General features: G+C 41.8%; 20 protein-coding genes and 1 pseudogene. 15 read left to right on the top strand and 6 right to left on the bottom strand.

Translation table 11 applies throughout. From position 1 onward, the window contains the following. Positions 1–113: 113 nt before the first annotated feature. Positions 114–920, top strand: a pseudogene (locus ENH88_RS13220) (UTP--glucose-1-phosphate uridylyltransferase); the annotation flags it as partial. A 179-nt stretch (positions 921–1099) separates the two neighbouring features. Continuing rightward, positions 1100–1447: a four helix bundle protein gene (locus tag ENH88_RS13215; protein WP_304182763.1), complete on the top strand. Its 348-nt coding sequence runs from the start codon at positions 1100–1102 to the stop codon at positions 1445–1447. Between the two features lie 113 nt (positions 1448–1560). On the opposite strand, the gene ENH88_RS13210 is transcribed toward ENH88_RS13215, so the two are convergent. Next, positions 1561–2940: an MBL fold metallo-hydrolase RNA specificity domain-containing protein gene (locus ENH88_RS13210; RefSeq protein ID WP_304182762.1), complete on the bottom strand. Its 1380-nt coding sequence runs from the start codon at positions 2938–2940 to the stop codon at positions 1561–1563. Positions 2941–3446: 506 nt separating this feature from the next. On the opposite strand from ENH88_RS13210, the gene ENH88_RS13205 reads away from it, so the two are divergent. From ENH88_RS13205 to ENH88_RS13170, 8 genes are all read left to right on the top strand, one after another. Next, positions 3447–3926, top strand: a complete 480-nt coding sequence (locus ENH88_RS13205) for a DUF721 domain-containing protein (protein WP_304182761.1) — start codon at positions 3447–3449, stop codon at positions 3924–3926. 449 nt (positions 3927–4375) lie between these two features. Then, entirely contained in the window at positions 4376–7084 is a 2709-nt protein-coding gene (gene secA / locus ENH88_RS13200) for a preprotein translocase subunit SecA (RefSeq protein ID WP_304182760.1), read from the top strand. A 273-nt stretch (positions 7085–7357) separates the two neighbouring features. Beyond that, positions 7358–7753, top strand: coding sequence for an 8-oxo-dGTP diphosphatase MutT (gene mutT / locus ENH88_RS13195; RefSeq protein WP_304182764.1), 396 nt, complete (start codon positions 7358–7360; stop codon positions 7751–7753). Between the two features lie 357 nt (positions 7754–8110). Continuing rightward, positions 8111–9655 (top strand): methyl-accepting chemotaxis protein, encoded by a 1545-nt coding sequence (locus ENH88_RS13190; protein WP_304182758.1) that lies wholly within the window; start codon positions 8111–8113, stop codon positions 9653–9655. Positions 9656–9829: 174 nt separating this feature from the next. Continuing rightward, a complete protein-coding gene (locus tag ENH88_RS13185; RefSeq protein WP_304182757.1) occupies positions 9830–11902 on the top strand; it encodes a M13 family metallopeptidase in 2073 nt (690 codons plus the stop codon). 345 nt (positions 11903–12247) lie between these two features. Next, positions 12248–13123: a nucleotidyltransferase family protein gene (locus tag ENH88_RS13180; RefSeq protein ID WP_304182756.1), complete on the top strand. Its 876-nt coding sequence runs from the start codon at positions 12248–12250 to the stop codon at positions 13121–13123. Positions 13124–13172: 49 nt separating this feature from the next. Further along, complete coding sequence (locus ENH88_RS13175; protein WP_304182755.1) at positions 13173–14246, top strand: phosphotransferase enzyme family protein; 1074 nt, start codon at positions 13173–13175, stop codon at positions 14244–14246. Positions 14247–14539: 293 nt separating this feature from the next. Then, entirely contained in the window at positions 14540–15916 is a 1377-nt protein-coding gene (locus ENH88_RS13170; protein ID WP_304182754.1) for a Gfo/Idh/MocA family protein, read from the top strand. Between the two features lie 296 nt (positions 15917–16212). On the opposite strand, the gene yjgA is transcribed toward ENH88_RS13170, so the two are convergent. Further along, entirely contained in the window at positions 16213–16740 is a 528-nt protein-coding gene (yjgA, locus tag ENH88_RS13165; protein WP_304182753.1) for a ribosome biogenesis factor YjgA, read from the bottom strand. Positions 16741–16885: 145 nt separating this feature from the next. Here yjgA and pmbA point away from each other — a divergent pair, with 145 nt between their 5' ends. Next, positions 16886–18235, top strand: coding sequence for a metalloprotease PmbA (gene pmbA, locus ENH88_RS13160; RefSeq protein WP_304182752.1), 1350 nt, complete (start codon positions 16886–16888; stop codon positions 18233–18235). Positions 18236–18634: 399 nt separating this feature from the next. After that, positions 18635–19051 (top strand): VOC family protein, encoded by a 417-nt coding sequence (locus ENH88_RS13155; protein WP_304182750.1) that lies wholly within the window; start codon positions 18635–18637, stop codon positions 19049–19051. Positions 19052–19114: 63 nt separating this feature from the next. Here ENH88_RS13155 and ENH88_RS13150 read toward each other — a convergent pair whose 3' ends face one another. Then, on the bottom strand, positions 19115–19771 hold the full coding sequence (locus tag ENH88_RS13150) for a LiaF domain-containing protein (protein WP_304182749.1): 657 nt from the start codon (positions 19769–19771) through the stop codon (positions 19115–19117). A 342-nt stretch (positions 19772–20113) separates the two neighbouring features. On the opposite strand from ENH88_RS13150, the gene ENH88_RS13145 reads away from it, so the two are divergent. From ENH88_RS13145 to ENH88_RS13135, 3 genes are all read left to right on the top strand, one after another. After that, on the top strand, positions 20114–20677 hold the full coding sequence (locus ENH88_RS13145; RefSeq protein ID WP_304182748.1) for a BON domain-containing protein: 564 nt from the start codon (positions 20114–20116) through the stop codon (positions 20675–20677). Positions 20678–20741: 64 nt separating this feature from the next. After that, a complete protein-coding gene (locus ENH88_RS13140; protein WP_064667813.1) occupies positions 20742–20900 on the top strand; it encodes a YqaE/Pmp3 family membrane protein in 159 nt (52 codons plus the stop codon). Between the two features lie 58 nt (positions 20901–20958). Next, positions 20959–21093 (top strand): hypothetical protein, encoded by a 135-nt coding sequence (locus tag ENH88_RS13135; protein ID WP_304182745.1) that lies wholly within the window; start codon positions 20959–20961, stop codon positions 21091–21093. A gap of 342 nt (positions 21094–21435) precedes the next feature. On the opposite strand, the gene mgtE is transcribed toward ENH88_RS13135, so the two are convergent. From mgtE to rapZ, 3 genes are all read right to left on the bottom strand, one after another. Then, entirely contained in the window at positions 21436–22794 is a 1359-nt protein-coding gene (mgtE, locus tag ENH88_RS13130) for a magnesium transporter (RefSeq protein WP_304182744.1), read from the bottom strand. A gap of 118 nt (positions 22795–22912) precedes the next feature. Further along, positions 22913–23185, bottom strand: coding sequence for an HPr family phosphocarrier protein (locus ENH88_RS13125; RefSeq protein ID WP_304182742.1), 273 nt, complete (start codon positions 23183–23185; stop codon positions 22913–22915). A gap of 28 nt (positions 23186–23213) precedes the next feature. Next, on the bottom strand, positions 23214–24056 hold the full coding sequence (gene rapZ / locus ENH88_RS13120) for an RNase adapter RapZ (RefSeq protein ID WP_304182741.1): 843 nt from the start codon (positions 24054–24056) through the stop codon (positions 23214–23216). Positions 24057–24101: the final 45 nt, after the last annotated feature.

The following is a 24101-nucleotide window of genomic DNA, read 5'->3' as shown; positions in this document are numbered from 1 at the left end:
TAAAGCCCTGCCTACGCTTTAAAACATAGGTACTAGGTTATAGGCTCTAGGTCCTAGTAACTTCCCTAGTACCTTTATCTTCCTTTAACCTTTAACCTTTAACCTTTAACGATTATTTAATCACTACCAAACAAATCGCGGGTATTAAAGAAATAGTGCTTGTTACTCATAGCTCTAAAAATGCGATTGAAAACCATTTTGATACCAGCTTTGAGCTTGAGGCCACACTTGAAAAACGCGTAAAACGTAAGTTACTTGATGAAGTACGTTCTATTTGCCCGCCTGATGTAACTATTTTACATGTGCGCCAAGGTGAAGCTAAAGGTTTAGGCCATGCCGTATTATGCGCTAAGCCAATTATTGGTGATGATGATTTTGTGGTTTTACTACCTGATGTAATCCTTGACGCATACACGGCAGACCAAAAAACCGAAAACTTAGCGGCGATGATTACACGTTTTAAAGCAACATCAGCTAGTCAAATTATGCTTGAACCAGTGCCAGAGCAAGATGTTAGTAAATATGGTATTGCGGATATCGATGGTGCTGTAATTACAGCTGGTGAGAGTGCGAAAATTAAAACTATGGTTGAAAAACCAAGTGTTGGTGACGCGCCATCAAACTTAGCTGTAGTTGGCCGCTATGTACTTTCAAAAACTATTTGGCAATTGCTTAGTAAAACCCCTGTTGGTGCCGGTGGTGAAATTCAATTAACTGACGCTATTGATATGCTGATGAAAATTGAAGCGGTTGAGGCATTTCACATGAGTGGCCGTGCCCATGATTGTGGCGATAAATTAGGTTATTTAAAAGCGATTGTTGAATACAGCATGCGTGATGAAAACCTAGGCACTGACTTTACAAGTTTTGTAACAGAGTTAGTAAATCCTAACAAACCAAGCCATTTAAAGGCAGTGTAAAAAATAGATGTCAGAGGCTTCGAGCTTCGAGTTGCGGGCTACGTATCATCGTAGCCGCTGATTATAGTAATTAGGTTCTGGGGTTGTGCTGCGAGGTGATATATTACGTCCTACAGTTAAATTATAGTTTCATTGTTATTTAGTCGTTTTCGAAAGGGAGTAGTAACCCAGGAGGGGTGATGAAATATGAAAATTTAGATGTATGGAAGAAATCTTTTTCATTAAGTTTATTTGTATATCAAGTTTTCAATGATTTACGAGATTTTGGGCTTAAAGATCAAATGTGTCGCTGTGCTGTTTCTGTTCCGAGTAATATAGCTGAGGGGTATGAGCGTTATTCCGATAAAGAAAGAGCATACTTTCTTTCTGTGGCAAAAGGCTCTGTAGGAGAATTAAAAACGCAACTTATGATTGCTTTTGAGCTTGGTTATATTAATCACGAGCAAACAGAGTTCGCATTAAATGAGTGCGAAGTAATTGGGAGGATGCTTGGGAAATTGATTTATGTAATCAAAAGCTCATTATAATCTCACAACCTGTGCTACACAGAATAATGAAAAGGTTAAAGACTAGGAATTAGGCTAGATTTAACACTGGGCTGCTCGTAACTTGCTACTCGAAGCTCGTCAGCGTAACTTTACTATTCCCCAATTTCAATTTTAACTCCTTCTCCGAGTACCTCCCGATACTTCTGCGCTAATGCTTGCTTTGCATCATCATCGCCGTGCACTATTTTTATCAAGTTTGGCTTTTTACGCATACCCGTTACGAATTTTATTAACCCAGTTTGATCTGCGTGGGCACTGTAGCCACTAATGGTGTGTACTGCTGCGTTTATAGTGATTTTACGGTCATTAATGTGCACATAACCATTACTTGGCCCATAGGTTTGAATATCGCGGCCAAGCGTGCCACGACCTTGGTAGCCAACAAAAATTACATCGGTCGTTTTATCAGATAAAAATCGCTCTAGATAATTCACTATGCGCCCGCCGGTGCACATGCCGCTGGCAGCAAGGATAATTGCTGGTTGCTTGCGGTTACTTAAATAATTAATCACGGCGATATGCTCTTGGTGGCTATCAATTGTATGCAACTGTGTAAAGTTTAATGGGTGACGGCCTTTGGCTAGGCGTTTTTTGGCTTCATCATCCCACAGTGCTTTGAAATTACGATATTCAGTAGTGAAGTTTGCCGCCATGGGGGAATCAACAATAACTTCTAAACTGTGCCAAGGTGAGTTTTTAGCTGCGTTGTGAATTATTTGCTCTAGCTCATAAAGTAATTCTTGTGTGCGGCCAATGCTAAAGGCCGGCACTAATACCACGCCATTATCGGCCACTGCTTTTTCAATTACTTTTTTCAGTGTTTGGGTGCGCTCTTTGCGGCCCTGATGGTTTTTATCACCATAGGTTGATTCAATCACCAGAGTATCCGCTTTATAAGGCGCTTTTGGTGACGGTAATAATGGCGTATGCGGTGCTCCTAAGTCACCAGAAAACACCACTCGATGGGGATTTTCCTTGTTAGCTTTAGTTACTATATCTATTTCAACATAAGCCGAGCCTAAAATATGCCCAGCACGTTGTAAGCGTGCTTTAGCTGTAGGCTTTTTGTTGCTGGTGGGTAGATTAAACCAACAATTAAATTCGATAGCGACAATACGTTTTGCGAGCAAGTTTAAGCAAGCATTAATAATTTTTTGATCCCGCGTGACGCCAACTTTAAGTGCATCTTCAATCACTAATGGCAATAAACTTGCCGATGCCTTTGAGGTAAAAATAGCGCCAGCGAAACCAGCAGCAAATAAGTAAGGTATGCGGCCAACGTGGTCAATATGGCAATGTGTAACAATCAGCGCGGTGACGGTCGATATATCAAAGTCGATAGCTAAGCTTGGCCCTGCGTCTTCACCTTGAAATAACCCACAGTCAATCAACACCGATGCGTGTTGCTCGTAGTCTAGTTGATGGCAAGAGCCTGTAACGCCATTCACCGCTCCATGGTGGATAATTTTCATAGTTGATCCTGCTATATTTAAAATTATATAAATTAGAAACAAGGTTAGGATAAAAGTATCAAAATTAAAAGGTTAAAGGTATTAGGGAAGTGACTAGATGCTAGGTTCCCCTGTTTTAGGTACTAGGGGCGCGGCTTTATACGCGCTGTTGTATTTAGACGTTAGATTATAGATTTCAGGTGGAGCTAATCTCCAATCTTTAACCTTTAACCTTTAACCTTTAACCTTTCATTTCTCGGTGTAGCGCGAAGCGCCTCTGTGGTGAACATAATATTGCGCGAGGTAAACTCGCGCCTACGGGGTGGCATGGGTGTTTGGATTTGCGTAGGCGCGGCTTTATGCCGCGCGATTGTATCGGAGTTAGATTTCAGATAGAGCTAGCCTCTGCCTTTCATCTTTAACCTAGCTCCTAACACCTAGCGTCAGTATCTTTCATTTCTCGAGGTAGCTTTAACCTTTGCATTCAATTAAACTCAATCTCTTCAATGTAACTTTTGGTGTTTTGCATGGCTAAAGATAGGTTCGCGCCAAAACCTTTAAACGATATTATGGCTGGCCTTAGTGGTCGCTTGTCGTCGTATGCTGGTAAAAGCCAGGCATTGGATAAACAACAAACGTTATTGAGTGAATTTTTGGGCGCTAACTTAGGTGGAAAATGTCGCGTTAGTAATTATCGCGATGGTACGCTGATGATTGAGGCGGTATCAGCGCCAATAGCACTGCGGTTAAATTACTTAAAAATGGATATGCTGTCACACTTTCGCAGTGCCGGTATGGCAGAGCTTGGGCAAATTAAAATTACCGCTAACCCACAAGCCAGCCAACGGTTAAGCCCAAATAATGCAACAAAAACAGCAAACGCTACCCCCGCAAAAAAACTTCCGATGAGCGAACAAACAGCTGATTACCTTAATGCGATTGCACAAAGTGCACCACCGTCACTAAAAGAAAAACTAGAACGACTCGCAAGGCATGGTAAAAAATAAAGGTTTTAGGTGCTAGGAAGACAAAGGTACTAGGACCGACTTAGCATCTGTGGTTTCAAATGTAGGAGCCGGCTTTAGCCGCGAAAGATTTAACCTTTCATCTTTTGTGTTAAAACTGATTAACCTAGAACCTAAGTTTTTATACCCCTCTTGATTTTTTATCATCTACCTCCATATCTTCAAAGTTAATGGTGTTTCACAGTCTTAATTAAAGTAATGTTTACGGCTTATGGTAAATTTTCTTGCAGAAAACTGATATCTTAACTACGCGATGGTTTGATGTTTCGCAGAGTCTGGTATAGTAGCGCACGTATTGAACGCTGTATTTCACAACGTTTCTCGAAATTGCTAATTAATATGTGCTCGTGTGAGTAATCTATTAATTAGTAATTATAAAAATGGGTTAGCCGATAATCGGCTAGCAAAGAACACATTGTAACGGTTTTATCATGATATCTAATTTATTTACCAAGATTTTTGGTAGTCGCAATGACCGCACTATTAAAAACTTAAGAAAGACGGTCGCGCTGATCAACGCGCTTGAAACGCAACTTGAAGCGCTTTCAGACGCAGATTTAAAAGCCAAAACAGCAGAGTTTAGAGAACGTTACGATAGCGGACAAAGCCTTGACGATATCCTGCCAGAGGCATTTGCCGTGGTACGTGAAGCATCAAAGCGTGTAAATGGCATGCGTCACTTTGACGTACAGCTACTAGGTGGCATGGTGTTACACCAAGGCCGTATCGCAGAGATGCGTACTGGTGAGGGTAAAACCCTTACTGCAAGTTTACCTGCATACTTACGCGGTATTACTGGGAAAGGTGTTCACGTTATTACTGTGAATGACTACCTTGCTAAGCGTGATGCTGAAACTAACCGACCATTATTTGAATTTTTAGGTTTAACTGTTGGCTGTAACGTACCGGGTATGATGCCACAACAGAAAAAAGAAGCCTACGCCGCTGATATTACCTACGGTACTAATAACGAATTTGGTTTTGATTATCTACGTGACAACATGGCGTTTAGCATCAACGAACGCGTACAACGTCCGCTTTACTATGCGGTAGTCGATGAAGTTGACTCAATCTTAATTGATGAAGCCCGTACTCCACTGATCATTTCCGGCCCTGCTGAAGACAGCTCACAGTTATATGCTGAAATTAATACCATTGTCCCTTTACTTGAATTACAAGAGAAAGAAGACGAAGAAGGTGTTGAAGGCGACGGCGATTTCACCATTGATGAAAAAGCTAAGCAAGTTCATTTAACTGAACGCGGCCAAATCAAAGTTGAAGAGTTATTAACAGAACGTGGTTTGATAGCAGAGGGCGACTCGCTTTATTCTGCTGCGAGTATTACGCTACTTAGCCATATTTATGCGGCATTACGTGCCCATAAGCTGTATCAAAAAGACATTGATTACGTTGTAAAAGAGAACGAAGTAATCATTGTTGATGAACACACTGGCCGTACCATGGAAGGGCGTCGTTGGTCTGAAGGTTTACACCAAGCTGTTGAAGCAAAAGAAAATGTAAAAATTCAAAACGAAAACCAAACGTTAGCGTCAATTACATTCCAAAACTACTTCCGTATTTACGATACCCTTGCCGGTATGACTGGTACTGCCGACACTGAAGCGTTTGAGTTTCAGTCAATTTATGGCCTAGATACCGTTGTTATGCCAACTAATAAGCCGATGATCCGTGAAGATCGCGCTGATTTAGTGTACTTAACGCAAGAAGAAAAATACGAAGCCATTTTAATCGACATTAAAGATTGCCAAGAGCGCGGCCAACCAGTATTGGTGGGTACCATTTCAATCGAAAGCTCTGAATATTTATCGCAATTTTTACGTAAAGAAAAAATCAAGCACAACGTACTTAATGCTAAGTTCCATGCCCAAGAAGCAGACATCGTTGCCGATGCTGGTTTACCAGGCACAGTAACCATCGCAACTAACATGGCCGGTCGTGGTACTGATATCGTGTTAGGCGGTAACTGGAATAGCGAAGTTGAAAAACTTGAAAACCCAACTGACGAGCAAATCAAAGCGATTAAAGAAGCATGGCAAATTCGTCATGATGCTGTAATTGCCGCTGGTGGTTTACATATCATTGGTACTGAGCGTCACGAATCACGCCGTATTGATAATCAGCTACGTGGTCGTTCGGGTCGTCAAGGCGACGCCGGTTCAAGCCGTTTTTACCTATCAATGGATGACGCGTTAATGCGTATCTTTGCTGGTGAACGCATGACTAATATGATGCGTAAACTGGGCATGCAACGTGGCGAAGCGATTGAGCACCCGTGGGTTAACCGTGCCATTGAAAACGCGCAACGTAAAGTTGAAGCACGTAACTTTGATGTGCGTAAACAATTACTTGAATACGATGATGTGGCAAACGACCAGCGTCGTGTGGTGTATTCACAACGTAATGAATTGCTTGAAGAAGGCGATATTTCAGAAACGATCACGGTTATTCGTGGTGACGTATTAGGTAATATGATCGACCAATACATCGCACCGCAAAGTTTAGCTGAAATGTGGGATATCCCAGGTCTTGAAGAGCGTTTAAAGCAAGACTTCTTAATTGAGCTACCGATTACACAATGGCTAGCTGACGATAACAAACTTTATGAAGAAAAGTTACGTGAGCGCATTGAAGAAGCCGTTGAGCAAGCTTACAAAGATAAAGAGCAGCAAGTGGGTGATTCTGTACTGCGTCAGTTCGAAAAAGCGATCATGCTACAAAGCTTAGATCAACATTGGAAAGATCACCTTGCGGCAATGGATCATTTACGCCAAGGTATTCATTTACGTGGTTACGCGCAAAAGAATCCGAAGCAAGAGTACAAGCGTGAGTCGTTTGAACTGTTCTCAGAAATGCTTGAAAACCTTAAAATTGATGTAGTAAGCATTTTAAGTAAAGTACAAGTACGCGCTGAAGAAGATGTTGAAAAAGTAGAAGAGCAACACCGTAAGAGCGAAAATGCACCGCGCGAATACCAACATGAAGAAGTTGAGCATGTAGGCGGTGAAACACCACAAGGTGCCGTTGTATCTGCACGTGTAGAGCCAAAAGTTGGCCGTAATGAACCATGCCCATGCGGCTCAGGTCAAAAGTTTAAACAGTGTTGTGGTAAGTTAAAATAAGCTGTTTTAATACTGAAAAAGCGACGCTTGCGTCGCTTTTTTGCTTTTCGGAATGTGGTGAAAGGGTAAAGGGTAAAGGGTAAAGGGTAAAGGGTAAAGGGTAAAGGTTAAAGGTTAAAGGGTAAAGGGTAAAGGTGCTAGGAAGACAAAGGTACTAGGGAAGTGACTAGGATCTAGAACCTAGAACCTAGAACCTAGAACCTAAAACCTAGCACCTATGTTTTAAAGCGTAGGCGGGGCTTTATGCCGCGCGGTTTTGATAAAGGTAATATGATGACGAAAAAAATTGTGCATGTAGCGGTGGGGGTTATCAAAGCAGATAACACACTATTTATCTGTAAGCGCCCTGATGACAAACACCAAGGTGGTTTGTGGGAATTTCCGGGCGGCAAAGTAGAAGCTGGTGAAACCGTATTCGCAGCACTTAAACGTGAGCTCCAAGAAGAAGTTGGCTTAACAATTAATAGCTCAAGCGAGTTGATGGTGATTGAGCATGATTACGGCGATAAGTGCGTCAAACTCGATGTGCATTTAGTCACGGATTTTACTGGTCAAGCCCATGGCGCCGAAGGCCAACAAAGCGCTTGGGTCGCAATTGCTCACTTAGACGAATATAACTTCCCCGCTGCAAATGTAGAAATCATCGAAAAAATAAAAACGCAGTGTTGATCGTGCTTAGATTTACGTAGACGGGGCTTTATGCCGCGCAAGTTGTATTTAGATGTTAGATAATCTCCAATCTTTAACCTTTCATTTCTCGGTGTAGCGCTAAGCGCCTCTGTGGTGAACATAATATTGCGCGAGGTAAACTCGCGCCTACGGGTTAACATGGGTGTTTGAATTTGCGTAGGCGCGGCTTTACGCCGCGCGGTTTATAAAATTCATGGCTAAAGCCATTTCCTACGTTTGGTACAATTTGTCTGTGGCAGCCAGCTTTAGCTGCGAAAGGTGTTGTATTTATATGATACTGTGCTGTGTTGTGTTTTTTATACTATATTTTAAGCGTTGATAATTTAAGGAATAAATATGCGCGAAAATCTTCCCGTCACTACGACAGAAAGAACTTTTCCTAGTGGCTCTAAACTCATATCTGTGACTGATTTAAAAGGTCAAATTGTTGATTGCAATGATGAGTTTGTTGCCATAAGTGGTTTTACTAAAGAGCAATTAATTGGTCAACCACATAATATTGTGCGGCATCCAGACATGCCTTCTCTTGCTTATAAAGTGATGTGGGAGCATTTAAAGGCGGGCAAACCTTGGATGGGCTTAGTTAAAAACCGTTGTAAAAATGGCGATTTTTATTGGGTTGATGCTTATGTCACCCCTGTGACTGAGCGCGGTAAAGTGACTGGTTATGAGTCAGTACGCTCATGCCCTAGTCGAGTTGATGTAAAACGGGCTGACGCATTATATAAAAATATAGTAAATAATAAACAGCTAAGCTTGCCTATTGCAGTAGAGAATATTGCCTTAATTATTGCCGCTATTATAGCGCTGTTGTTATTTGCGATGGGCTGGCAAAATGCCGCGTTATTGCTATTTATTGCTGCGACATTAAGTTATGCAATATGGGGGCAAATAGCTAAAAAACGCTTGGTGCATGCACTTAATGAAATGTTATCTGGCGCGTTTTCTCATTCGCTGGCGGTTAGCAGCTATACCGATGATACGGGTGACTTAGGCTATTTAAAAGTGGCAATCAAAAGTCAGCAAGCGCACTTAGGGGCGGTGATCACCCGTATTGAAAATGAGTCTAAGAATGTGTCGCAGCAGTCTGATATTGGCGAGCGCTTAACTAAAACCATGCTTGATAAAATTGAGCAACAGCAAAACGAAACTATGCAAGCCGCAGCGGCCATGAATCAAATGGCTACAACTATTGCTGATGTGGCTAAACATGTTGCTGATACTGCATCGCATGCCGATATTGCTAACGAGTTGACTATTAGAGGCGGGCAAATTGCCAATGCCACACAGCAAGCTATTGAACAGCTACGCGACACAGTTGTAGAAATAAGCGAGTCGGTACAGCGTGTGTCTGAGCAAACTAAAAATATTGCTGAAGCAGCACAAATGATTGAGCAAATTGCTGAGCAAACAAATTTATTAGCACTGAATGCTGCCATTGAAGCGGCACGTGCTGGTGAGCAGGGACGTGGTTTTGCGGTGGTGGCCGATGAGGTTCGTAATTTAGCTAAACGTACTCAAGACTCAACTAAAGATATTTATGACATAGTGAATGAGTTAACAACACGGGCAACGCGTGCGGTGGATGTTGCCGAAAAAGGTGGTAAAAATGCCGAGCATGGTTTGACTCAAGTGCTGCAAAGTAGCGAAATGCTTAAAGGTGTATCTGAAGCGGTAAGTGAAATTGCCGGTATGTCGACCCAAATGGCAACGGCTGTTGAACAGCAGTCACATGTTGCTGAAGATGTGAATCAGCAAATTCTACGTATTTCAGAGTTAGCTAACCACAGTTTTACGGATGCAAAAGATACTGCTGCTGCTATTTCATTACTAAAAACAGTATCTGAGGCACTGCACGAGTTAGTGGTGAGATTTAAGTAAAGGGGGTTATGCCTGGCTGGATAATAGATAACGATTTTAGTGTTTTGATACGAATTGTTACATATTCAATTTTATTGTTGCTGCGATGAGGTTTATGATGGGATAAGCGAGCAGCTTATTATTAAGCTGCTAGAAGGGTTTGTATGCTCAACAATAATGATTTACGGGACTCCCATGAAAAAAATATCACTCACTGCAGCAAGTATTGCGCTTGCGCTGGGCCTAGTTGGTTGTGGTGAACAACAAGAACAAGCTAAAGCGCCGGAAACGGTTGCTACTAGCGCATCAGTAGAGCAGCTCAGTTCAGGCATTGAATTGGCTAATATAGACAAGTCGGTCCGTGCACAGGATGACTTTTACTATCACGTAAATGGCCAATGGTTGGCTACCACTGAAATCCCAGGCGATAAATCAAATTACGGTTCGTTCTCACAGTTATATGATGATTCGCAAGCAGCGATGAAAACAGTGCTTGAAAAAGCGGCTGCGAATACAGCGGTTAAAGCTGGCACTGATGAATATAAACTTGGTGCGTTTTTCAAAAGCTACATGAATGAAGCAAAACGTAATGAGTTAGGTATTACACCGCTGAATGCGCCTTTAGCGGCAATTGATGACGTAGAAAACAAGTCTGATTTAGTGGCGCTGATGGCGAAAATTCGCATGCAAGGCGGTGCAGTGCCATTTGGTTGGTATGTAAATAACGATGCTAAAAACTCAAGTGAAAATGCATTATATGCGTATCAATCAGGCCTTGGCTTACCGGATCGTGATTATTATTTAAAAGACGACGAGAAGTTCACTAAAATTCGTGCCGCATACCAAGTATACATTGCTGACGTTTTAAAGCGCGCTGGCGTAGAAAAGGCCGATGCAGCCGCAAAAGCAATTATTGCACTTGAAACCAGTATTGCAGATGCGCAGTGGACGCGTGTTGAAAGCCGCGATGCGACAAAGTCTTATAATAAGATGAGCGTGAGTGATGCGAGTAAGCTAACCGGTGAGTTTGATCTTGTAGAATACTTCAAAGCGTCTGGTGTAAACGTACAAGATATTATTGTTAGTCAGCCTAGCTACTTTGAAAAATTTGCCGATATTTATAAAGCGACAGATTTAGCAACGTGGCAACAGTACTTAAAATTTCACTTAGTCAGCAATTATGCCGGTGTATTAGATAAAGAGTTGGTTGATTTAAACTTTAACTTTTACAGCACTACATTACGCGGTGTAAAAGAGCAAACTCCACTTTGGAAGCAAGCTGTAGATGCCTCTAATGAAGTGTTGGGTGAAATTTTAGGTAAGGTATACGTTAAAGAAAACTTCCCACCAGAAGCTAAAGCGCGCATGGAAGAGTTAGTTGATAACGTGATCAAAGGCTACGGCGTTGCGATTGAAAACCTAGAGTGGATGAGCCCAGAAACCAAGCTCGCTGCGAAAGAAAAACTCGACAAATTTACCCCAAAAATTGGCTACCCAGATAACTGGAAAGACTATTCACAGCTGAACATTAATCCTGATGAACTAGTTGGTAACTATATTCGTCATAGTGAGTGGGCTTATGCGGATATGATTGACAAGCTAAGCAAGCCAGTTGATCGCTCAGAATGGCATATGACACCACAAACAGTGAATGCTTACTACAATCCTGTGAATAACGAAATTGTATTTCCAGCGGCCATTTTGCAACCACCATTTTTTAACTTAGAAGCGGATGATGCGGTTAACTACGGTGCAATTGGTGCGGTAATTGGTCACGAGTTAGGCCATGGTTTTGATGATCAAGGTGCGAAGTATGATGGTGATGGTAATTTACGTGATTGGTGGAGCGAGTCAGACCTTAAACAGTTTGAAGCACGTACCGGCCAGTTAGTTGCACAGTATAACGAGTACCAACCGTTTGCAGATGCTAGCGTTAACGGTCAATTGACCTTAGGTGAAAATATTGGCGATTTAGGTGGCTTAACGGTTGCTTTTACTGCTTATCAGTTATCGCTTGGCGGTGATAAAGCGCCAGTGATTGATGGTTATACGGGGGAGCAACGCTTCTTTATGGGTTGGTCGCAAATTTGGCGTCGTAAATACCGTGACGAAGAACTACGTAACCGCCTAATGACAGACCCTCATTCACCAAGCCATTACCGCGTGATCGGTATCTTGTCGAATATGCCTGAGTTTTATCAAGCATTTGACGTTAAAGAAGGCGACAAAATGTATATCAAACCAGCTGAACGCGTAAAAATTTGGTAATTAATTTTTATTAGTTTGCTGATTAAACGGTGGCTCAGGCCACCGTTTTTGTTTTGAGGGAAGTAAAAGGTTAAAGAGAAAGGGGCTAGGTTCTAGGTATCTAGGTGCTAGAAGTAGGCGGGGCTTTACGCCACGCGGTTTAAAATTCATGGCTAAAGCCATTTCCTACGTACAATTCCCTTGTAGGAGCCGACTTTAGCCGCGAAAGGTTAAAAAAGGTACGGATGCTAGGGAAGTGACTAGGTGCTAGGCTAGAACCTATCCCCTAAAACCTAGTTCCTATAGCTAGATCTGGCGGTTGAAACTGGTAAACTCTGATTTATTAGTAGTAAAAGTGGGTTAAAAATGAAAAAACATCATCTAAGCTTAGTGGTCCTCGCGGGGGGCTTAGGTACTCGCTTTGGTGGCAATAAACAAATCGCTGAAATTACTGGCCTTGGTTGTACCATAATGGAGCTCAGTATTGCAGATGCTGTTGCGGCAGGAGTAACTCAAGTGGTATTAGTGATCAATCAGGCTGTGCGCAGCGAGATTGAGCAAGTGATTTTACCGCGCTTACCAACGGGTATAGATGTTGTGTTGGTTGAACAACGCATTGATTTAGTGCCAGAACAATTTCAATTACTTGCACAACAACGAGCAAAACCTTGGGGCACCGGACATGCTTTATTGTGCGCTAAAGATCATGTTCATAATCCTGCGATAGTTATCACAGCGGATGATTATTATGGCGCGTCGTCATTTTTATTACTTGCTGAACATTTTAAAACCCTAAGCAGTTGGGCTATGGTGGGTTATCCAATTATTGATACTTTGTCAGATCAAGGGGGCGTGAATAGGGGCGTATGCCAGGTTAAAAATAACCAATTAGTTGATGTTGTTGAGTATTTAAATATTCAGAACGAGAACGGTCAAATAATGGGTGATAATCCGCAAGGAATTCGTGAGCAAATTGCCGCGGATGCGTTGGGATCAATGAGTTTTTGGGCCATTACGCCAACATTTTTTGATCGCTTAGAAACAGGCTTTGCTGAGTTTCTGCAAAAGTATGACAACGGTGTCAGAATGGAGTATTATTTACCGGATCAAATTCAACAAGCGATCACATCTAATCAACAAATAGTCACTATATATACCGCAAAAGAGTCGTGGTATGGAGTGACCTATAAGTCAGAATTACAGGATGTTACAGGTAAATTATATGAATTACGTCACGGATGAACTAGCCCCGATCTTGCCTTTTCCCAGGCACAACAATAGCGAAGTAAGTATGAAGTCAAATTCCATTGCGGTTTACTTGTCCCAAAGTTTTGGCCTTGGCAATGAAAAAGTCAGTATGAAACCAATTGGTAGTGGTCATATCAATACCACTATGTTGTTAACGACACCAAAAAAATCATTAGTAGTGCAAAAGCTAAATACTGAGGTTTTTCCTGAGCCTGATATGCTGGTAAAAAATGCTCGCTTAATCGAGCGTCATTTAACTAAAAAGCACCAGTCGGGTGATTATGATTTAGCGATTATTCGTCATGTTCCTACTGTTGAAAATAACTATTTAGTTGATTGTGATGACGGTGTTTGGCGTGCTCTCGAATTTATTGGCGGCAGTTATAGTGAAGATGTCGTGTTAAATACTTCACAGGCACAAACTGCGGCCAATGCATTTGGTCAATTTGCTGTTGCCTTGGAAGATTTTGATGCCAAGCAATTGCATCATGTCATACCTGATTTTCATAATTTGGCGATGCGTGCTGAAAAACTCAAAGCAGTGGTTGCAAGCGATCCGGTTAAGCGTTTAGCAAGTTGCCAAGCTGAAGTCGATTTTTGCTTTGCACAGTTTGGACTCATTGATGAGCTTAAATTGTTAACAGGCAACGTACCCGTTAGACCTTGCCATAATGATACTAAAATCAATAATATGTTGTTCTGCAATAAGTCACATGATGCCAAAGCGGTGATTGATTTAGACACTTGTATGCCCGGTTATTGGTTATATGATTTTGGTGATATGGTACGGACTTTCTGCTCGCCAGAACAAGAAGACTCAACCAATTTAGACAATGTAGGTGTTCGCGAAGAAATCTTTGCGGCCGTGGTTAAAGGCTATGTTGAGCCTTTGAAGGACTTAATCACCGAGCAAGAAAAACAAAGCTTTTGGTTAGGCACTAAAGTAATGACCTTTATGATTGGCCTACGTTTTTTAACTGATTACATTGATGGCGATCATTACTTTTCAATTAAGCATGCCAATCATAACTTAGAGCGTGCGCAAAATCAGTTTGCTTTATATCGTGATATTCTTGCCAAAAAGAGCACACTGAAAGCCATTTTAAGAGATGTGTAATAAAGGTTAAAGGTAAAAGGTAAAAGGTAAAAGGTAAAAGGTAAAAGGTAAAAGGCGCTAGGAGCTAGGGAAGTTACTAGGACCTAGAGCCTATAACCTAGTACCTATGTTTTAAAGCGTAGGCGCGGCTTTATGCCGCGCGGTTTATAAAATTCATGGCTAAAGCCATTTCCTACGTCGGCGGTTAAGGTTAATGCTAACCCCTGCTTTTCCTATGTTATCTATCCTTATCTACTTTACCTGATCCTCTGCTTTAGGTAAGTTGAGGTTAAGTAAATCCAAGGATAATAAGAATGAAGCAGTTTAATCGTCGAGATTTTTTAAAAGCCGCCAGTGCAGCGGCTGCGGCTAGTGTGGTTGCAGGCTGTGCAAGTGGCGCTAATGGCAGTGCTATTGCTCCTGCGCAACAAGGGCAATCGGTAATTGGCCTGATTGCACCAAAAATGGATGTCGTACGGGTTGGTTTTATTGGTGTTGGCCAGCGAGGCTTTGGCCATGTAAAACGTATGAGTCATATTGCTGGTACTGAAATAAAAGCGATTTGTGACACTCACAATGAAGTATTAGAACAATCTGCAAAATACCTAACCGATAAAGGGCTAGCAAAGCCTGCACTGTATACGGGCTCAGATAACGCTTACCAAGCAATGCTTAATCGTGATGATATCGATATTGTAATCATCTCGACTCCGTGGGCATGGCATGCGCCAATGGCGATAGATACCATGAACAGTGGTAAGCATGCTTTTGTTGAAGTACCGTTAGCTCTAACGGTTGAAGAAATGTGGCAAATTGTTGATACCGCAGAGCGTACTCAAAAGAACTGTATGATGATGGAAAACGTCAATTATGGGCGCGATGAGCTGATGGTATTGAATATGGTTCGCCAAGGCGTGTTTGGTGAACTGTTACACGGCGAGGCAGCGTATATTCATGAATTACGCTGGCAAATGAAAGAGGTTGAACATAAAACGGGATCGTGGCGCACTGCTTGGCATGCTAAACGAAACGGTAACTTGTATCCTACTCATGGCTTAGGCCCTGTGTCGCAATATATGAATATTAACCGTGGCGACCGCTTTGACTTTTTAACCTCGATGAGCTCACCGGCATTGGGTCGTAGTGCTTATGCAAAGAAAGAATTCCCAGCCGATCATCAACGTAATCAGCTTAATTATATTGCTGGTGATATGAATACGACTCTAATTAAAACAGTAAAAGGGCGTAGTATTATGGTTCAACATGATACCACCACGCCACGTCCATACTCGCGTCATAATTTAATTCAAGGCACCAATGGTGTGTTTGCCGGTTTTCCAAATCGTATCGCATTAGAAGATGGCGGTTCTAAAAGTTTTCATGAGTGGGATTACGAAATGGCTGATTGGTATAAAAAATATGATCATCCTCTGTGGCTGAAAATGGGCGAAGAAGCACAGCGTAATGGCGGTCACGGTGGTATGGACTTCTTAATGTTTTGGCGGATGATTTATTGCCTGCGCAATGGTGAAGCGCTCGATCAGGATGTATACGATGGCGCCGCTTGGTCTGTGATATCGCCGTTGTCAGCACAGTCAGTGAGTAATCGTAGTGCGTCAATTGATATTCCCGATTTTACCCGTGGTGCATGGCAAAGCGCCAAACCGTTAGCAATTGTAGGTAGAGAATAGAGCTGCTAGGGAAGTGACTAGGTTCTAGGAGCTAGGTAATAGGTTAAAGTTAGCCTCGGTGTTCTCTGTGGTGAATTTAAAATTGCGCGAGGTAAACTCGCGCCTACGGGGGGCATTGGTGTTTGAATTTGCGTAGGCGCGGTTTATAAAATTCATGGCTAAAGCCATTTCCTACGTCGGCGGTTAAGGTTAATGCTGAGGGCACGTTGAAGAGGTTACTCAGCAATAAACGGTAACTGCCTATAAATAGCGAGTGTTGATATCCAGACTGTATATAGGCTCACATTAAATGTAGTTTAGCGCATGATGCTTTCTTTAAGGTATTGAAATAGCTCTTTGTAGCCTTTAGCTGGCTTTTCAATTTTCACTTCTTTTGCAGCATTACGAATTAATTGTCGTAATTTTTGACGATCAATGGCCGGGTGTTGCTCTACGGTTTGGTTTACCAAATCATCACCTTGGGCAATTAAATCATCACGCAGTTGCTCAATCTTTTTAATCATCACTTCAGCTTGATTATTTTTATTAAGCATAATGTCGATAATAGCGTTGATCTCTTCGATATTTTCCACAGTTCGCAATGTTTTTGCGATGTAATTTAAGTGACGGCGATATGCATCACTTTTGTTACTGATTTTGTCAGCAACAACCATTGCCGCTTTTAAATCGTCATTTAAGGGTAAGCGTTCACGCTGTTTTTTCCCCATTTTGGCAATTTCAGCACCTAACTGATGAAACTCTTGCGCTTCGCGCTTTAGCTCACTTTTTGATATATAGATAATTTCTTCTTCAATTTCAGCAGGCTTGCCTTTTTTCTTCGCCATGGGGTACTCATATGATAACGTTAACTGCAGTCATTATACGCCATTTAATTAATGATTAATATTAGCTGATGCAATGCAGTGAGTGTGTTAGCATTTAAGTATTATGATTGCGCCCGCAAAACGCTCCAAGCTCAGGACTAAAAAGATGAAAAGCCAACAGCAAGATCCTATTTACACTCAAATTTCTCAAATTAAAGATGCCGTTGCAGAAGTTTTAGAACACGCTAAAAAACTCGGCGCTACGGGCGCTGAAGCGGCTATGTCGAGCACCTCAGGTTTATCTGTCAGTACTCGCATGGGAGAAGTCGAAACAATCGAATTTAACCAAGATGGTGGTTTAGGGATCAGCGTCTATGTTGGTAATCATAAAGGCTCAGCATCAACGGCTGATCTAAATCCGAAAACATTACGCACAGTGGTTGAAAAGGCCATTGATATTGCCAAATTTACTTCAGATGATCCACATAATGGCGTCGCCGATAAAGACCTACTTGAGTTTGCCCCGCTTGATTTAGATTTATATCACCCCTGGGATGTTAGTCCTGAACAAGGTATTGAGTTGTGTCATGCGGCGGAGCAAGCAGCGCTTAACGCTGATCCACGCATTGTAAATTCAGACGGCGCAAGTTTTTCATCGCATCAAGGTTTACGCGTGTATGGTAATAGCCATGGTTTAATTACCGGCTACCCGCGCACGCGCCACAGTATTAGCACTATGGTGATTGGTAAAGATGGCGAGCAAATGCAGCGAGACTCAGCCTACACGGTGGCGCGTGATCAAGCCGGCTTAAAAGACGCGGCAGCGGTTGGCCTCGAAGCGGCAAGCGAAACCCTTGCTAAGCTTAATAGCCAAAAGTTAGGTACTATGAAAGTGCCTGTTGTTTTTCGCGCTGATATAGCTAATTCCTTGTTTGGTCACTTGGTGTCTGCAATAGGTGGTGGTGCGCTGTATCGTAAATCGAGCTTTTTGCTGGATAGCCTTGGCACGCAAGTGTTCAATGACTGCGTTAATATTGCAGAGCGCCCGCATATTTTAAAAGGTTTAGCGTCGTCACCATTTGACAGTGAAGGGGTGAAAACCATCGACCGCGAAATCATTCAAGGCGGCGAGCTACAAACATATTTATTAGCGAGCTACGCAGCGCGTAAAATGAATATGATGCCAACCGGCCATGCTGGTGGTATTCATAACTGGTTAGTTGCACAAACTCATGCCGATTTGTCTGCTTTACTCAAAACAATGGGCACGGGTTTATTAGTTACTGAATTAATGGGTCAAGGGGTTAATACCGTAACGGGTGATTATTCCCGCGGTGCCGCTGGTTTTTGGGTTGAGAATGGCGAAATACAATATCCTGTAAGCGAAATTACCATTGCTGGCAAACTGCAAGATATGTTTAAAGGTATTAGCGGCATCGGGGGCGACATAGAGCGCCGCGGTGGTATTCAAACCGGTTCGGTATTGATAGAACAAATGCAAGTAGCGGGAAGCTGATTGAAGCTTTAAGCGATAAGCCGTAAGTCATAAGCTGCGCGGGGTAAACTCGCGCCTACGGGGTTAGCATGGGTGTTTGGGGTTACGTAGGCGCGGCTTTATGCCGCGCATCAGCGGGAAAGGTTAAAGATGCTCTAGGGGATATGCTTTTGTAGGTCGGGCTTTAGCCTGAAAAAAATAAAATATTAATTTTTTGGTTTCTCATTTACCCTCATTGTTTTCTCTTTGTGCAAAATGTTTATAGGTGCGGGTTTATGTCGCGCGGTTTAAAAATTCATGGCTAAAGCCATTTCCTACGTGGCTTGCATCGGTGTGTTAATTTTTTATAAAAAACACTTTACCTCAACTTTGCTTGAGGTTTTATTGTGCTTTTAATTACTCAAATAAAGGAATTTTGTTATGTATTTAGAGCACGTGAACTTGGTAGTTGATGATGTTGAAGCTATGTTGCACTTTTATAAGGCGGCTTTCCCGCACTGGTCGATAAGAAGCCAGGGGGAAGGCTCATGGCATGGTAAACCACGAAAATGGTTACACTTTGGCGATGACTATCAGTATTTAGCATTGAGTGATAATGGTGAACAACGCAATCGTGATTTAACTGGGCATCAAATTGGTTTGGCGCATTTTGCTTATGTTACCAATAATATTGCAGCGGTCATTTCGCGTTTAGAAAGTGCTGGCTACAGTATTGATAAGCCAGGCGCGGAAAACCCATTTCGAAAAAATGTGTATTTTATTGACCCAGCTGGGTTTGAAATTGAGTTTGTTGAGTATTTAAGTGACATTCCCAATGAGCGTAATAATGATTTATGACATTAGTTTGTGCGTCAGCAAGCTTAACGCCTATGGGTGCTAAGCTTTGACTTTGTTTTATCATTAATGTTTATTCATCTCTTGCCAGCTGGTTTTTAGGCTGTTGGCGAAGGAGACAAACTTTTCCTTAATGGTACGCTTGATTTTAATTTCTACTGAACCTAATACAACTTTGCCTTCAATGGTTATTGTTGGCCCTTGCTGCTTATTTAGCGACACTGATGTGTTTTCAACACTGCCAATAATACTGAATAGTTTTGATACGACATTAACGTGCTCTGGTACGTAAATTTGATCACTGCCAAGCAAGCAATTAACATGGAGGGTGATATTTTGATGTTGGAATATAGCATCAGTAAAATCAAGTTCAATAGCACCAAGTAAGTTAGTAAGGTGAATTTCTTTTGGCACTACCCATTGCCCACTGCGCTCGTTTGATCCCAAGATACTACGTAGATGTAATGTTTCATCGCTGCTCTTATTACTATAGTTTGGGCTAAATTGCGCACGTTTTTCCCACTGGTAACTACTATCTGCAGTTAGTTCAAGATCACTGACCAAATCAATTAAGCTTTGGTTATCTTGCGCTTCCATCGCTTGGTCTAAGCGACGCTCAAAAGCCTCGGCTGAAATAACTGCATGACTGTAGTTATAAATTAATTGATCAATAACTTGTTCACGGACTTGCTCAATTGGGCGATCTTCTAGTTTTACAGTCATGGTGTATTCCTTGTAAGTGATGTAGTTGGTGTATTTTACGATTACTCAGTACTGCAATAGTTAAAGCAAAGCTTAGGCCATTATTAATTTCCTTAATAATCAATGTATTAATTTTATTTTCGTTAGCTGTGTTTGTTATATTAACGACAGATTAACGAATAATGCTATTAAATGGTTAATTTTGCAACGACCAGCATAAATTACCGATCAGTCTGTAAATAATTACCAAGACTACAACTGGTTTTATATATAATTAATTTTAACCTTTTGATTTTAAATGGTTTAAAAGTTGGTCTGATGTTCGCATTAACTATACTGTCTTTAATCAAAAGGAGAAAGATTATGAAAACATTTAACAAATCTATGGTTGCAGCGTTAGTTCTTGCTACTACGGCAATGGGTGCTCAAGCAAGTAGCTGGGAAAATGAAAGTAAAGATGCTTGGATTGATGGTAAGGCAGAAACAGTTCTTCTAATGAACACAAATCTAAACAACTTTGACATTAACACTGATGTAAAAAATGGCAAGGTAGTGCTTACCGGTAAAGTTGATAGCGATTTAGATAAAGAGCTAGCTGAAGAGCTTGTATTAAGCCTCGATGGCGTAACTAGTGTTGATAACGAGCTAACGGTCGTTAAAAATGCAGATACAAAAAACAAGAAAATGAAGTCTGATAGTACTGAAAGTGGCTTAACTGACGCTAAAATTACTACTGTTATCACGACTCGATTCTTGTTCAATTCTGAAGTTGGTGGTACCGATATTGACGTAGATACCGATAAAGGTGTGGTAAAGCTAAGTGGTACTGTTGGTTCTGATGCTGAAAAACAGCTCGCGGTGAAAATTGCTAAAAATGCTGAAGATGTTCGCGATGTAGTTGATAACTTAACTATTGTAGCTGAATAATCTATAAGCCACGAATGCCCAGTTATACTGGGCTTTCTTATACAAATTTCAGGGAGTGATAGTCATGGATTTAATACGAATTATATTTTCAGTGCTTATTCCACCACTTGGTGTATTTTTACAAGTTGGTTTAGGTGCTCAGTTTTGGATTAATATTTTGTTAACATTATTAGGGTATATTCCTGGTCTAATACATGCAATTTATATAATCGCACGTCGTTAGAGTCACAGTATTAAATATAACAAGGATGAACAGCCAATAGATGGCAAGGAGTAACATTATGGATAACGTATTAAGGAAAAACCAACAAGGGATCGTAAAAAGCGCAAAGCCACTTTGGACGGCACAACAATGGAAGGAGCTAATGAATAGCGCATCAAAGAGCGAGGTAAAAACAGCAAGGAATGGGCTTTAAATATCAGAGTATATAAATATCAAATACTAGAAGGATTTTGCTAGGATGTTATATATCAAAATTATAAGTGTATGTTGTTATTTTCATTAAGAACATGCACTTACAATCCCACCGAAGAATATTCCAACCAATAGTTAATCAAGATTAAATGCTAAGAGCTGCGCGAGGTGCTGTGGTCAAGTAATTCCGCCTACGGGTTTAGTATTGGTGTTGGGGTTTGCGTTTGCGTAGGCGCGGCTTTATACCGCGCAAATTTATACCATTCATGGCTAAAGCCATTTTCTACGTGCTAGAACCTAGAACCTAGAACCTAGAACCTAGAACCTAGGCCTCTATTCCTATCTACACTAACAACCAGGTGGCGGTGCCGAGGAAGGCGAATATGCCAACAATATCTGTGATGGTGGTAAGTACTACGCTGCCAGCTAACGCGGGGTCAATTTTCATTTTCTTCAAGATCAGTGGGATACTTGCGCCGGCGACACCTGCGGCGACTAAATTCATAAACATTGCAAAAGCGAGTACGCCGCCGAGTTTAAAGTCCCATTGCCACAGTGCAACAACACCGGCAATTAAAATTGACCATACCATGCCATTTATAGCGCCGATCGCCAGCTCTTTTATTAGTAAAAAGTGTTGGTTAGTTTGGTTTATATGACCTACCGCAATACCACGTATTACTAGTGTTAATGTTTGGCTACCTGCTACACCACCCATCGATGGCACGATACCATTGAGGACCGCAAGAATAGGTAGAATCGCTAAGGTATTTTCAAAGAAACTTGCCACAATTGCAGCGAGCAACGCGGTTAATAAGTTAACACCAAGCCAAATAGAGCGTTTTTTGGAGCTTTTTAATACCGGTGCAAAGGTATCTTCTTCATCATCAAGACCTGCTAAGCTTAATAAGCTGTGCTCTGCATCTTCACGGATAACGTCAACGATATCATCGATGGTGATCCGACCTAGCAGATGATCGTTATCATCGACAACCGGGGCAGATATCCAGTTATGGCGTTCGAATAATTGCGCGACTTCACTCTCATCCATCGAAATAGGGATTGATTCACAATCTTCATCCATTAATTCGCGAATAATTTTATCTGGCGAGTTGGTGAGTAAGGTGGTGAGCGACATTGCGCCTAAAAAGCAGTTATGTTTATCAACCACATAAAGGTCATCGGTACCCTCTGGTAGTTCGCCGCGTAAACGCAAGTAGCGCAGCACCACGTCAATGGTAACATCTGGGCGGATGGTTACCGTATCGGTATTCATCAGCGCGCCAGCAGAGCGCTCTTGATAAGAGAGTGCTTGGGTTGCACGCTCGCGGTCTTGACTGTCCATGGCACTGACAACGTCTTGGTAGACGGTGTCAGGTAAGCTACGTAATACTTCCCCTAAATCATCGTGGCTCATGTCCTCGGTCGCCGCAGCAATGTGCTCCGGTTCCATTTGGGCAATGATCCCTAAGCGAACATCTTCAGAAAGCTCTTCGAGTACGTCACCTTGTACATCTGGATCGACGAGCTGCCATAGTAAGGTACGAATTTTATGCGGAGATGATTCCAGTAGTAACGCAGTGTCACACGGAGCCGTTTTTGCCAACATACGCCTGACTTGAACAAATTGACCACTGTTAAGTGACTTGGTCACTTGTTTTAGTTGTTGTAGTGGGTAATCTTGTTCAAAAGCTTCTGGCATTGGCGTCCTTAAATAATTAATACAATTTAATGGGTGGGGTAGATTTTGATAACTAACTAGGCTGATAGCTTAGATCAGCTTATTCAGTTTAACGCAATTTAGTGGTACTGACTACGAGCTATTCTTGTTCGTTAAAGCGTTGTTCGATTAGTGCACCAATAGCAGCAAGAGCGGGCTCTGCGTCTGGACCTTCACACACTACTTTAACTTCTTTGCCTTGGCTGCTTTCTAATAACATTAGGCCCAGTACGCTATCGCCAGCGGCTTGTTTATCATCTTGATAAAGCGTGATACTGGCATCAAACTGCACGGCTAATTGTGCTAATACAGTGGCTGCGCGAGCATGTAATCCAAGTTTGTTTTTTATCAAAAATGTATCTTCTAAGCGCATCAATATTCCTTACTGTAAACGAGAGTTGTTATTCTTGCTCGCGGTGGCGAATTTTTACATTGCTGTGGCTCATTGAAAAGCTTTCACCAATGGTTTGGGCTAAATAAACGGAGCGATGTTGGCCACCGGTACAGCCAATTGCAATCGTGAGGTAACTACGGTTATTACGCTCTAAGTGCGGTAACCACGTTTGTACAAAGGTTTGGATCTGCCAAGTGAATTTTTGCACGATACTGTGACTGGCTAAATAATCTTTTACTGGCTGATCAAGGCCTGTAAGTGGCTTTAACTCAGGCTCCCAATGTGGGTTTGGTAAAAACCGCGCATCAAATACGTAATCGGCTTCTTTTGGAATGCCATGCTTAAAACCAAATGATTCAAAGGTGATAATTAGTTTTTTGTCTTTTTTACCTAGAATTTTTTCACGGATTGACTCTGCAAGCTGGTGGACGCTGAGGTCGGTGGTATCCAGTATAAAGTCGGCACGGGTCGTTAATACATCAAGTAATACTTTTTCTTGTTTGATGGCTAAATCAAGCGGCAAAGAATCCAAAGATAATGGGTGTAAGCGACGGGTTTCAGAAAAGCGCTTGATCAGCGTTTGATCGTCACTGTCTAAATAAAATAATGTCGGATTTGCAAAGCCTGGCAAATATTCAAGAATATCGTTAAATTCTTCTTGTTCCTTGGGTAAATTACGCACATCTATGCTGACTGCAATTTTGTCGTAATTATCAGAAACACTACGTACTAATGAAGGTAATAAGTTGACAGGGATATTATCAACACAATAATAGCCAAGATCTTCGACTACGCGCAGGGCAACAGATTTACCTGAGCCAGAGCGGCCACTGATGATGATTAACTCCATGCAAGTTCTCCTTCATTTAATACCAATTTTATTAAAAACATGATC

It is taken from the genome of Pseudoalteromonas prydzensis, from assembly GCF_011050055.1.
In the GTDB taxonomy this organism is placed as follows: domain Bacteria; phylum Pseudomonadota; class Gammaproteobacteria; order Enterobacterales; family Alteromonadaceae; genus Pseudoalteromonas; species Pseudoalteromonas prydzensis_A.
Note: the sequence above shows the minus strand (reverse complement) of the source record. Positions and strands in the feature narration are given on the sequence as shown.

Coding starts and splice junctions, on each gene's coding strand:
- ENH88_RS13215 (WP_304182763.1), top strand. CDS start 1,100: ATGAAATATGAAAATTTAGATGTATGGAAGAAATCTTTTTCATTAAGT.
- ENH88_RS13210 (WP_304182762.1), bottom strand. CDS start 2,940: ATGAAAATTATCCACCATGGAGCGGTGAATGGCGTTACAGGCTCTTGC.
- ENH88_RS13205 (WP_304182761.1), top strand. CDS start 3,447: ATGGCTAAAGATAGGTTCGCGCCAAAACCTTTAAACGATATTATGGCT.
- secA (WP_304182760.1), top strand. CDS start 4,376: ATGATATCTAATTTATTTACCAAGATTTTTGGTAGTCGCAATGACCGC.
- mutT (WP_304182764.1), top strand. CDS start 7,358: ATGACGAAAAAAATTGTGCATGTAGCGGTGGGGGTTATCAAAGCAGAT.
- ENH88_RS13190 (WP_304182758.1), top strand. CDS start 8,111: ATGCGCGAAAATCTTCCCGTCACTACGACAGAAAGAACTTTTCCTAGT.
- ENH88_RS13185 (WP_304182757.1), top strand. CDS start 9,830: ATGAAAAAAATATCACTCACTGCAGCAAGTATTGCGCTTGCGCTGGGC.
- ENH88_RS13180 (WP_304182756.1), top strand. CDS start 12,248: ATGAAAAAACATCATCTAAGCTTAGTGGTCCTCGCGGGGGGCTTAGGT.
- ENH88_RS13175 (WP_304182755.1), top strand. CDS start 13,173: ATGAAGTCAAATTCCATTGCGGTTTACTTGTCCCAAAGTTTTGGCCTT.
- ENH88_RS13170 (WP_304182754.1), top strand. CDS start 14,540: ATGAAGCAGTTTAATCGTCGAGATTTTTTAAAAGCCGCCAGTGCAGCG.
- yjgA (WP_304182753.1), bottom strand. CDS start 16,740: ATGGCGAAGAAAAAAGGCAAGCCTGCTGAAATTGAAGAAGAAATTATC.
- pmbA (WP_304182752.1), top strand. CDS start 16,886: ATGAAAAGCCAACAGCAAGATCCTATTTACACTCAAATTTCTCAAATT.
- ENH88_RS13155 (WP_304182750.1), top strand. CDS start 18,635: ATGTATTTAGAGCACGTGAACTTGGTAGTTGATGATGTTGAAGCTATG.
- ENH88_RS13150 (WP_304182749.1), bottom strand. CDS start 19,771: ATGACTGTAAAACTAGAAGATCGCCCAATTGAGCAAGTCCGTGAACAA.
- ENH88_RS13145 (WP_304182748.1), top strand. CDS start 20,114: ATGAAAACATTTAACAAATCTATGGTTGCAGCGTTAGTTCTTGCTACT.
- ENH88_RS13140 (WP_064667813.1), top strand. CDS start 20,742: ATGGATTTAATACGAATTATATTTTCAGTGCTTATTCCACCACTTGGT.
- ENH88_RS13135 (WP_304182745.1), top strand. CDS start 20,959: ATGGATAACGTATTAAGGAAAAACCAACAAGGGATCGTAAAAAGCGCA.
- mgtE (WP_304182744.1), bottom strand. CDS start 22,794: ATGCCAGAAGCTTTTGAACAAGATTACCCACTACAACAACTAAAACAA.
- ENH88_RS13125 (WP_304182742.1), bottom strand. CDS start 23,185: ATGCGCTTAGAAGATACATTTTTGATAAAAAACAAACTTGGATTACAT.
- rapZ (WP_304182741.1), bottom strand. CDS start 24,056: ATGGAGTTAATCATCATCAGTGGCCGCTCTGGCTCAGGTAAATCTGTT.